The 10,392-nt window shown below is 73.2% G+C and carries 12 protein-coding genes and 1 pseudogene; 9 read left to right on the forward strand and 4 right to left on the reverse strand.

Annotated elements, in window-relative coordinates; translation table 11 throughout:
• A pseudogene (locus AB0K09_RS22900) lies at positions 1-824 on the forward strand (hypothetical protein); the annotation flags it as partial.
• Positions 825-981: 157 nt separating this feature from the next.
• Here the strand turns inward: AB0K09_RS22900 and AB0K09_RS22905 are convergent.
• On the reverse strand, positions 982-1,455 hold the full coding sequence (locus AB0K09_RS22905) for an ArsI/CadI family heavy metal resistance metalloenzyme (RefSeq protein WP_366067239.1): 474 nt from the start codon (positions 1,453-1,455) through the stop codon (positions 982-984).
• Positions 1,456-1,544: 89 nt separating this feature from the next.
• On the opposite strand from AB0K09_RS22905, the gene AB0K09_RS22910 reads away from it, so the two are divergent.
• From AB0K09_RS22910 to AB0K09_RS22925, 4 genes are read left to right on the forward strand one after another with little or no spacing between them, the layout of a single operon-like run.
• The gene (locus AB0K09_RS22910; protein ID WP_366067240.1) at positions 1,545-1,925 is read left to right on the forward strand and encodes a metalloregulator ArsR/SmtB family transcription factor; all 381 of its coding nucleotides are present in this window, start codon (positions 1,545-1,547) and stop codon (positions 1,923-1,925) included.
• Entirely contained in the window at positions 1,922-2,695 is a 774-nt protein-coding gene (locus tag AB0K09_RS22915; RefSeq protein WP_366067241.1) for an MIP/aquaporin family protein, read from the forward strand. Before AB0K09_RS22910 ends, AB0K09_RS22915 begins: the two co-directional genes overlap by 4 nt.
• Positions 2,692-3,111: an arsenate reductase ArsC gene (locus AB0K09_RS22920; RefSeq protein WP_366067242.1), complete on the forward strand. Its 420-nt coding sequence runs from the start codon at positions 2,692-2,694 to the stop codon at positions 3,109-3,111. Before AB0K09_RS22915 ends, AB0K09_RS22920 begins: the two co-directional genes overlap by 4 nt.
• Positions 3,108-3,617: an N-acetyltransferase family protein gene (locus AB0K09_RS22925; RefSeq protein ID WP_366067243.1), complete on the forward strand. Its 510-nt coding sequence runs from the start codon at positions 3,108-3,110 to the stop codon at positions 3,615-3,617. Before AB0K09_RS22920 ends, AB0K09_RS22925 begins: the two co-directional genes overlap by 4 nt.
• 70 nt (positions 3,618-3,687) lie before the next feature.
• On the opposite strand, the gene AB0K09_RS22930 is transcribed toward AB0K09_RS22925, so the two are convergent.
• The gene (locus tag AB0K09_RS22930) at positions 3,688-4,020 is read right to left on the reverse strand and encodes a hypothetical protein (protein WP_366067244.1); all 333 of its coding nucleotides are present in this window, start codon (positions 4,018-4,020) and stop codon (positions 3,688-3,690) included.
• Between the two features lie 203 nt (positions 4,021-4,223).
• On the opposite strand from AB0K09_RS22930, the gene AB0K09_RS22935 reads away from it, so the two are divergent.
• The 4 genes from AB0K09_RS22935 (at position 4,224) to AB0K09_RS22950 (ending at position 8,335) form a co-directional block, all read left to right on the forward strand.
• Entirely contained in the window at positions 4,224-6,605 is a 2,382-nt protein-coding gene (locus AB0K09_RS22935) for a nitrate- and nitrite sensing domain-containing protein (RefSeq protein WP_366067245.1), read from the forward strand.
• A gap of 55 nt (positions 6,606-6,660) precedes the next feature.
• A complete protein-coding gene (locus AB0K09_RS22940) occupies positions 6,661-7,122 on the forward strand; it encodes a roadblock/LC7 domain-containing protein (RefSeq protein ID WP_366067246.1) in 462 nt (153 codons plus the stop codon).
• Between the two features lie 8 nt (positions 7,123-7,130).
• A complete protein-coding gene (locus tag AB0K09_RS22945) occupies positions 7,131-7,571 on the forward strand; it encodes a DUF742 domain-containing protein (RefSeq protein ID WP_366067247.1) in 441 nt (146 codons plus the stop codon).
• Between the two features lie 155 nt (positions 7,572-7,726).
• Positions 7,727-8,335, forward strand: coding sequence for an ATP/GTP-binding protein (locus AB0K09_RS22950; protein WP_366067248.1), 609 nt, complete (start codon positions 7,727-7,729; stop codon positions 8,333-8,335).
• 20 nt (positions 8,336-8,355) lie between these two features.
• On the opposite strand, the gene AB0K09_RS22955 is transcribed toward AB0K09_RS22950, so the two are convergent.
• Both AB0K09_RS22955 and AB0K09_RS22960 read right to left on the reverse strand, forming a co-directional pair.
• The gene (locus AB0K09_RS22955; RefSeq protein ID WP_366067249.1) at positions 8,356-9,138 is read right to left on the reverse strand and encodes a M15 family metallopeptidase; all 783 of its coding nucleotides are present in this window, start codon (positions 9,136-9,138) and stop codon (positions 8,356-8,358) included.
• Between the two features lie 97 nt (positions 9,139-9,235).
• The coding region (locus tag AB0K09_RS22960; protein ID WP_366067250.1) for a glycoside hydrolase family 31 protein at positions 9,236-10,392 on the reverse strand (1,157 nt) is incomplete at its 5' end.

Genomic DNA, 10,392 nt, shown 5'->3' on the forward strand with positions numbered 1-10,392 from the left:
GTGTCCTGACGGACGAACTGGAGCAGCTGGAGCGCAACCGCGACAGCATCGTCGACCGGCTGCGCGGCCTGGTGGAGTCCTCGCTGACCACCCTCCGCTCGGCACAGCGGCTCTCCCGGCTGCCCGAGGGACTGGGGGAGTGGTCGGGCCAGGAGTTCCTGCGGATCCGCTTCGACGACCCCGACCAGTCCACGCTCACCGAGCGGCTCGGCGAGGTCATCGACGAGGCCACCCGCTCGGCCGTGAAGAAGAACTCCGACCTGCGCCGGGACGGCATGTCCCTGCTGCTGCGCGGTGTGCGCGCCGCGCTGCTGCCACGCGGTGTCGCCGTCGAGATCCTCAAGCCGGACGCCGTGCTGCGGGCCGAGCGGGTCCCGGTCGGGCAGATGGGCGACGTCTTCTCCGGAGGCCAGCTGCTCACCGCCGCCATCGCGCTCTACTGCACGATGGCCGCCCTGCGCAGCAACGACCGGGGCCGCGACAAGCAGCGGCACGCGGGCACGCTGTTCCTCGACAACCCCATCGGGCGCGCCAACGCGACGTATCTGCTGGAACTCCAGCGGGCCGTCGCCGACGCCCTCGGTGTCCAGCTGCTCTACACCACGGGCCTCTTCGACACCACGGCCCTGGCGGAGTTCCCGCTGGTCATCCGCTTGCGCAACGACGCGGACCTGCGGGCGGGCCTGAAGTACATCAGCGTTGAGGAACACCTGCGCCCCGGACTGCCGCAACAGGACCCGGAGACCGAGCAGGTACACGGCGAGATCACGGCAACCCGCATGTTCCGCCGCCCGGCGGCCGAAACCCCGGCCCCGCGGGTGTGAGCGGATGAGGTGCAGGAATTCCCGGTGAGAAGCCGAGCGGCGGCTGTACGAGGTGGTGGCCCGCGCCGGGCACCGGGCTGCTCCGCGCTCGCGCCGGCGCTGGGCGGGCCCGTCCCTGGCCAAGGACGCGGGCGAGCCGCCCGCCGAGGGCCACGACTCAGCTTCCGCACGCGCAGCCCGATGCGGCCGGCGCGGGTTCGGTGCTCCCCTCCGGACCGGCGCAGCAGGCGTCGCCGCCGGAGAGGGGGCTCTGGCCCATGTGCCCGGCGTCGGCCTTGACGACGTAGACCTCCCACGGCTCCTCGCCGGGGCCGGTCACCCACACCTTGTCCTGGAGCGCGTAGCAGCAGGAGGTGTCGGTCTCCTGGAGGGTGGCCAGCCCGGCGTCCTTGAGGCGGGTGGTGGCGGCGGTGACCTCCTCGGTGGAGGCGACCTCGACGCCGAGGTGGTCCAGGCGGGTGGCCTGCCCCGGCTCACCCTCGATGAGGACGAGCTTGAGCGGCGGGGTGGTGACGGCGAAGTTCGCGTAGCCGGGACGGCGCTTGGCGGGCTCGATGCCGAAGAGCTTGGAGTAGAAGGCCACCGACGCTTCGAGGTCGGCGACGTTGAGTGCGAGCTGGACCCGGGACATGGCGGTCTCCCATCAGGAAGCAGCTTGTTTCGACATCTGTCGATACAGTCGACGTTGCCACCGGATTAGATGACTGTCAACATAGAGATATGTCGAAACAAGCTGGTCTGCCGGTGCTCGGGCAGGACGAGGCGGCCTGCTGTGCGCCGATGGTCCGCGAGCCGCTGGGCGAAGAAGCCGCGACCGAGCTGTCGCGGATGTTCAAGGCGTTGTCGGACCCCGTCCGGCTGCGGCTGCTGTCGCTGATCGCCTCCCACGAGGGTGGTGAGGCGTGCGTGTGCGACCTCGTCGGCCCCTTCGACGTCTCCCAGCCGACGATCTCCCACCACCTGAAGGTGCTGCGGGAGGCCGGGCTGGTGGGTTCGGAGCGGCGCGGCACGTGGGTGTACTACTGGGTGCTGCCCGAGGCCCTGGCCAAGCTGTCCGCCCTGCTCCAGATCCCCGCCGCAGTGGCGAAGGCCCCCGCATGAGCGCCGGCGCGCCCCTGGCCCGGCGGGCTGCCGTCGAGGGTCTCGGCACGGCCGCGCTGGTCGCGGTGGTGGTCGGCTCCGGTATCCAGGCCACCGAGCTCACCAGCGACGCCGGTGTCCAGCTGCTGGCCAACTCCCTGGCCACCGTCTTCGGTCTGGGGGTGCTGATCGCCTTCCTCGGTCCGGTGTCCGGGGCACACTTCAACCCGGTCGTGACGCTCACTGCCTGGTTCACCGGCCGCCGGACCGGCGACGGTCCCGGCCTGCGCGACGTCGCCGCGTACGTCCCCGCCCAGATCGCCGGGGCGATCGGCGGCTCGGCAGTCGCGGACGCGATGTTCGCCAGGCCGCTTGCGCACTTCTCCACTCACGACCGCTCCGCCGGCCACCTCTGGCTGGGAGAGGCGGTCGCCACCGCCGGACTGATCTGGCTCGTCCTCGGCCTGGCCCGTGCCGGACGCGCGCATCTCGCACCGGTCGCGGTCGCCTCCTACATCGGGGCGGCGTACTGGTTCACCTCCTCCACATCCTTCGCCAACCCGGCTGCGACCATCGGCCGCGCCTTCACCGACACCTTCGCGGGGATCGCTCCCGCCTCCGTCGCCCCGTTCCTCGCCGCCCAGCTGGCCGGTGCCGTCTTCGGCCTGGCCCTGGTCGCCGTCTGCTTCGGCCGCCCGGCTCCCGCAAACGGCGACGAGGTCCTCGCCGGGCCCGGCGAGCAGCAGCCCCCCGTACCCGCCCGACCTGCTGAAGAAAGCCTGGCCTCATGAGCACTTCCCCCACCCCGTCCGTGCTGTTCGTCTGCGTGCACAACGCCGGCCGTTCCCAGATGGGCGCCGCCTTCCTCACCCACCTCGCCGGGGACAAGGTCCGGGTCCGCTCCGCCGGCTCCGCACCCGCCGACACGGTGAACCCGGCTGTGGTGGAGGCCATGCGCGAGGTCGGCGTCGACATCTCCGCCGAGACCCCCAAGGTCCTCACGGTGGAGGCCGTGCAGTCCTCGGACGTGGTCATCACGATGGGCTGCGGGGACGCCTGCCCGTACTTTCCCGGCAAGCGTTACCTGGACTGGAAACTCGAGGACCCCGCCGGGCAGGGCGTGGCGGCCGTCCGGCCGATCCGGGACGAGATCGAGCGCCGCATCCGCGGCCTGCTCGCCGAACTCGGCATCGAGGCCGCGGCATGACCATCTCGACGGCGGGCGTACACGTCTCACCGATGCGGCCCGAGCACGCCATCCAGGTCCTGGCGATCTACCAGCTCGGCATCGACGAAGGCAACGCCACCTTCGAGACCACCGCACCCACCTGGGAGGCTTTCGACGCCGCCAGACTCGCCGACCACCGCCTGGCCGCCCTCGACGACGGCGGCCGGGTGCTGGGCTGGGCCGCCGTGGTGCCGGCCTCCGACCGGTGCGCGTACGCCGGCGTCGTCGAGCACTCCGTCTACGTCCACCCCGAGGCCCGCGGCCGCGGCGTGGGCCTGGCGCTGCTGACCGCTCTGCTTGCTTCCACCGACGCCGCGGGCATCTGGACGGTGCAGTCCGGGATCTTCCCGGAGAACGCCGCCAGCCTCGCCCTGCACGCCCGGGCCGGGTTCCGCGTCATCGGCACGCGTGAGCGGATAGGCCGCCATCGCGGCAACTGGCGCGATGTCGTCCTTGTCGAGCGCCGTAGCCCCCACGTGAGCTGAGCGTCACGTCCGTCGGGACCCGTCGGCCGGCTCGGCCCGCTCGCCGCCGTGGGGGCGGACGGACGACCGATCAGCGAGCCGCAGGCCTTGCGCGCGCCCTGCGCACCTCGCGGGCCGTACTGCTCGGCACGGACACCACACCGTGCCGCTGGTTCCACACCTGGCGCGTCACCCACACGTCGAGCACCCCCCACGTCGCCGCCACGGTGCTCGCCACCGTGCACAGCAGGGCCGGGAAGGCCAGCCAGGAGCCGGAGAGCGCGAAGAGCAGCGTCACCACCGTCTCCACGAGCGTCACCGAGAGGACGAGGGCGGCACGCACCGCCGCCGTCCGCACGGGATCGGGCATGCGCGGCCGGCCGACGGGCTCCTCGATCCACAAGGACCCCCGGTCACGGTCCATGGCGGCCCACCTCCCCCCTGCCGGATTCCCCCTGAAGAGAGCGCACAACACTCCCCGGAAGTTCCCGTTCACCGGGGGAAATCCACCCACGCCGCCCACCGGACCGCACTGGTCTTCGAGCCACGTCCTCCGCAGTAGTAGGCTCACGCCGCATTACTGTCGGAACACCACCCCCGGCGGCCGGGGTTGAGGTAGGGGAGGCCATGCGCTTTCGCGGGAAAACGATCCGCCGGAAGATCGTGGCGCTGCTGCTCGTGCCACTGGTGTCCCTGACCGCCCTGTGGGCCTTCGCGACCGTCATCACGGGCACCGAGGCCGTCCGGCTGCTCACCGTGGCGGACGTGCTGCGCACGCTCGGCCATCCCACCGAGAACACCCTGCGCGCCCTGGAGAACGAGCGCCGCCAGACCCTGGTCTACCTCGCCCTCCCCGCCGAGGGGACCGGCCGCACGGAGGCCCTGGCCGGTCTGCGCGCCCGGCAGCGCGCCACCGACCAGGCCGCCACCGCCCTGCGCCGCGCCGCCGACGGCGACACCCGGGACGAGCTCAGCTCCGACGCGGAGGATCGTTTCCGCACCATCGAGAAGGGCCTCGACGGCATCGAGGCCCTGCGCCGCAAGGCCGAGGACGGCACCATCACCCGCTACGCCGCCCTCCAGGCGTACGGCGAACTCATCGACCCCTGCTACGACTTCTTCGGCAGCCTCAGCGCCCTCCAGGATGCCGACATGGACCGGCAGGGCCGCGCCCTGACCGGCGTCGCCCGCGCCCGCGAGGCACTCTCCCGCGAGGACGCGCTGATCGCCTCCGCCCTGACCGCCGGCGGCCCGGGCCGCCAGGACCTGCGCACCGCCTCCGACCGCATTGCCGAGCGCAAGATCCTCTACCGCGTCAGCATCGACGTCCTGCCCGCCGCCGAACGCGAGCGCCTCGACGACTACTGGCGCGGCGCCCACGCCGAGGCCCTGCGCCGCGCCGAGGAGTCCGTCTTCTCCGCCGGCTACGGCCGCGCCGGCCGCTCCGTCGACGCCCGGCACTGGCAGGACGCCGTCACCCCTGTCCTGGACGACCTCGGCCGGATGGGCACCGAGCTGAACAAGGGCTACGCCGACCGGTTCGAGCCCGAGGCGATCGAGGTCCTCATCAAGGCCGCCATCGCCGGCGTGCTCGGCCTGGGTGCCCTCATCACCTCCCTCGTCGTCTCCATCCGCATCGGCCGCGGCCTCGTACGCGACCTGAGCCGGCTGCGCAAGGAGGCGCACGAGGCCTCCGGCGTGCGCCTGCCCAGCGTCATGCGCCGCCTCGCCGCCGGCGAGCAGATCGACATCGAGAAGGAGGCGCCCCGCCGCACCTACGGCCCCGACGAGCTCGGCCAGGTCGGCCAGGCGCTCGACACCCTCCAGCGGGCCGCCGTCGAGGCCGCCGTCAAACAGGCCGACATGCGGCGCGGCATCTCCGACGTCTTCGTCAACCTCGCCCGGCGCAGCCAGATCCTGCTGCACCGTCAGCTCACCCTCCTCGACGCCATGGAGCGCCGCACCGAGGACACCGAGGAACTCGCCGACCTCTTCCGTATCGACCACCTCACCACCCGCATGCGCCGCCACGCCGAGGGCCTGGTCATCCTCTCCGGAGCCGCCCCCTCCCGGCAGTGGCGCAAGCCGGTCCGGCTGATGGACGTGGTGCGCGCCGCCGTCGGCGAGGTCGAGGCCTACGAGCGCATCGAGGTGCGCCGCCTGCCCCGGCTGGCCCTCAACGGCCCCGCCGTCGCCGACCTCACCCATCTGATCGCCGAACTGCTGGAGAACGCGACGGTCTTCTCCCCGCCGCACACGACCGTCCAGGTCGTCGGCGAGCGCGTGCCCAACGGCTTCACGCTGGAGATCCACGACCGGGGCCTGGGCATGACGCCCGACGCCATGCTGGAGGCCAACCTCCGGCTCGCCGAGACCCCCGAGTTCGAGCTGTCCGACACCGACCGCCTCGGCCTGTTCGTCGTCAGCCGGCTCGCCCAGCGGCAGGGGGTGCGCGTCTCGCTCCAGCCCTCCCCGTACGGGGGCACCACCGCGGTCGTCCTCATTCCCTCCACGCTGCTGACCGAGACCGCGCCGAACAACCGCGACGAGGACACCGGCGGACACCCCGTGCAGCGCGGCTTCGGCCGCGAGCCCGAGCCGGCCGGCACCCGGCCGCCCCGGAGCCGCCCGGCCGCGCCGGACGGGATGACGGACGCCGAACCCGCGCTCTCCCCCTTCGACGGCGTGTCCACCGAGGCGCCCGACCACCGCCAGGCCTCCGACGGTCCCGCGCCCCTGCCGCGCCGCCGGTCCACCACCCGGATCGCCGACGAGGCCGGGGAGGAGCGCACGCCGACCGGGGGCCTGCCCCGGCGGGTACGCCAGGCCAGCCTGGCCCCGCAGCTGAAACAGCGTCCGCCGGCGGAAGAGCGACCGGCCGGGGAACCCGCCGCCCCGGCGCCCGAGCGCGACGCCGAGGAGGTACGCGCCCGCATGGCCGCCCTCCAGCGAGGATGGCAACGGGGACGGGCGCAGGAACCACCCGGCGGCGACCGGGGGAACGCATGAGACGAAACCGTCACATGATGACAGCACCAGGAACGACAACTGAGGGGGACGGTCGATGACCGCACCGAAGGCCGCGATACGCAACGCTTCCACCGAAGCGGACACCGGGCCGCGGGCCGGGAAGGGTGAGCTGAACTGGCTCCTCGACGATCTGGTCGAGCGCGTCGGCAGCATCCGCAAGGCGCTCGTCCTGTCCGGCGACGGCCTGGCGACCGGCACTTCGAAGGACCTCGGCCGCGAGGACGGCGAACACCTCGCCGCCGTCGCCTCCGGCTTCCACAGCCTCGCCAAGGGCGTGGGCCGGCACTTCAACGCCGGAGAGGTGCGCCAGACCGTCGTCGAACTGGACGAGGCCTTCCTGTTCGTCACCGCCGCCGGCGACGGCAGCTGTCTGGCCGTCCTCGCGGACGCCGACTCCGACATCGGGCTGGTCGCCTACGAGATGACCCTGCTCGTCAAGCGCGTGGGCGCCCACCTGGCCACCGCTCCCCGTACCGGCGCGGCCGCCGACGAGTGACGGCCGGCATGACCGGAGACCATGCCACCCCCCACCCCGGCGGCCCGCCGCCGGGAGAGGCCCGCTGGTACGACGACGCGGCGGGCCCCGTCGTCCGCCCGTACGCCATGACCAGGGGCCGCACCCGCAGCGCCGCCGAGCAGCGCCTCGACCTCATCGCCCTCGTCTTCGCCGACGAGTCGGTGACGGACGGGACGGGCGGCGGGCCCGCCGTCGCCGACCAGACGCTCTCACCCGAACACCTCGACATCGTCGACCTCACCCGCACGGCACCCCAGTCGGTCGCGGAACTGGCCGCCGGTCTCGACCTACCGGTGGGAGTGGTCCGCGTCCTGCTGGGCGATCTGATCGACGCCGGATACGTCCACGTCTCGCGCCCCGTCCCCCCGGCGGAGCTGCCCGACGCGGACATCCTGCGCGAGGTCATCGACGGGCTACGCGCGTTGTAGGGCGCGGGCTACGCGCGTCGCACGCCGCGCGGCACACCCCCGTCGGGGCCCGGACCACGCTCCGGCCCCGACGGGGGTTGTCGTCGCCCCGCCCCGTGCGGAACGATCACTGCCGGGGGAGTACACGCAAGGTCTGTGAATCGGAGGAAGCATCCATGGTGTTCCGGCGCCCCGACCCCGGCCGCCTTCGGTCCCGCCCCACCCCGGTGACCCTCAAGGTCCTGGTGGCCGGCGGCTTCGGAGTCGGCAAGACCACCCTGGTCGGCGCGGTCAGCGAGATCAGGCCGCTGCGCACCGAGGAACTGCTCACCGAGGCCGGCCGGCCGGTCGACGACCTGGGTGGCGTCGAGGGCAAGACGACCACCACCGTCGCCATGGACTTCGGCCGTATCACCCTCCGCGAGGACCTCGTCCTCTACCTCTTCGGCACCCCCGGCCAGGACCGCTTCTGGTTCCTGTGGGACGAACTGGCCCGCGGCGCGCTGGGCGCGGTCGTCCTGGCGGACACCCGGCGCCTGGAGGACTGCTTCGCCGCCGTCGACTACTTCGAGCGCCGCGACATCCCCTTCACCCTCGCCGTCAACGTCTTCGACGGCGCCGACCGCTACCCCGAGGAGGCCGTGCGCGACGCCCTCGACCTCGACGCCTCGGTGCCCGTCGTCATGTGCGACGCCCGGGAGCGCGAATCCGTCAAGAAGGTCCTCGTCTCGATCGTCGAACACGCCCGCGCCACCGCCGACGCCCGCCGCCCCGCCGCGGTCTGAGCCCGCCCGCCGGGCCGTCCTCAGCGGACCGGGAAATCGAAGTACGTGTCCGGGAACGGCTCGTTCCGCAGCGTGTAGTGCCACCACTCCTCGGGCAGATTGACGAACCCGGCCCGTTCCATCGCGGACTTCAGCAGCAGCCGGTCGGCCCGCTGCCGGCCCTCGACGCGCGGATCGAGGGTGTGGGCGAGCGTGTCGAAACAGTCGAAACCCGTCCCCATGTCGATTGAATTGTCCGGGAAACGGCGGTCCTTGGGCTCGTAGCACGGCACCAGCGGCTCTCCGGGCACATACGGCCGCGTGGGCCGGGCCGGCAGCCGGACCACCGTCAGATCCATGGTGCTGCCCCGGCTGTGCCCGGACTTCGCCGCGATGTATCCGTCGTCGAACAGCCGCGACTTGTCCACCCGCGGATAGAACTCGCCCTTCATCCGCTGGTCACCGAGGTCCTTCGCCCAGGCCACGAAGTCGTCGACCGCGCGCTGCGGCCGGTAGCAGTCGTAGACCTTCAGCGAGTACCCCCGGACCAGCAGCCCCCGCTGCACCCGGCGCAGCGCCTCCGCGGCCGGACGCGTGAGCAGACAGCGCGGCCGCAGATAGCCGGCCACGCGGTGCCCGGTGAAGTTGTGCGGCGTCGCGTACCGCATCTCCTGAAGGATCGTCGGGTCCACGTCGGCCAGCGCCACGAAGCCTTGTGCCTCCGGCGCGGCGTCACCGGCCCGCGCGACGGGAGCCGGCGCGACGACGGCGAGCACCGCGAGCAGCGGCACGAGAGCACGCGGAAGGACGGCGATTCTCGGCATGCCGAACGGCTTACCAGCCGGGTGCGCTCCGGGGGAAGCCCCCCGCACGCCCCCTTTGCCCAGGGCCTGACCGGCGGACCGAGCGCCCGGGCCCGGGCTACGCGCGCACCCGTACCGGATACGCCGGCTCTCCCAGCCCCTCCTGCTCCACGACCACCGCACCGTCCCGCCAGCGGGTCGTGAACCGCGCCATCCGCGGCGGGTCCCAGCCCGGCCCCGGGTCCGTGATCAGCACGCCGCCGCCCGTACGACCCGGCGCCGGTGGCCACACCTCCAGCTCCACCCCGCCCTCCGGCCCGGCCACCGGCACCACCGAACCCGCCCGCGCCAGCACCGGGATCCGCGACAGCGGCGCCTCCAGCAGCACCTGACCCGGCCCCTCGTGCACCGCGCCCGTCGCCGTGTCGTACCACCGCCCGCGCGGCAGCCGCACCGCCCGCCGGTCCGCCCCCCGCTCCAGCACCGGCGCCACCAGCAACGAATCGCCCAGCAGGAACGCGTCCTCACAGTCGCGCAGCGCCCGGTCCTCCGGCGACCGCCACCACACCGGCCGCACGTACGGCGCCCCCGTACGCCGCGCCAGATGCGCCAGCGTCATGAAGTACGGCAGCAGCCGCTCCCGCTCCCGCAACGCCGCCCGGGCGTCCTCCAGCACCCGCGCCCCGAACTCCCACGGCTCGCGCCGCCCCGCCCGTATCGCCGAGTGCGTACGGAACAGCGGCAGATACGCGCCCAGCTGGAACCAGCGCACGTACAGCTCCGCCGACGGCGACCCGGTGAAGCCGCCGACGTCCGGCCCCGAGTACGGCACCCCGCACAGCCCCAGGCCCAGCACCAGCGCCAGCGACGCCCGCAGCCCCGGCCAGCCCGTCGCCACGTCCCCCGACCACGTGCCGCCGTAGCGCTGCATGCCCGCCCACCCCGAGCGCGAGAACAGGAACGGCCGCTCCTCCGGCCGCAGCCGGCACAACCCCTCGTACCCGGCCCGGGCCATGCCCAGCCCGTACACGTTGTGCGCCTCACGATGGTCGCCGCCCCGGCCCTCCAGCACATGCCGCGCGGAACGCGGCAACGACGGATCGCCGAACGCCGTGAACGACACCGGCTCGTTCATGTCGTGCCAGAACCCGGCGAACCCCTGCGCCAGCCGCTCCGCGTACAGACCGCCCCACCACTCGCGCGCCCGGGGATCGGTGAAGTCCGGGAAGACGCACTCCCCGGGCCACACCTCGCCCCGCACCTCCCGGCCCCGCG

It is taken from the genome of Streptomyces sp. NPDC049577, from assembly GCF_040675635.1.
GTDB lineage: Bacteria > Actinomycetota > Actinomycetes > Streptomycetales > Streptomycetaceae > Streptomyces.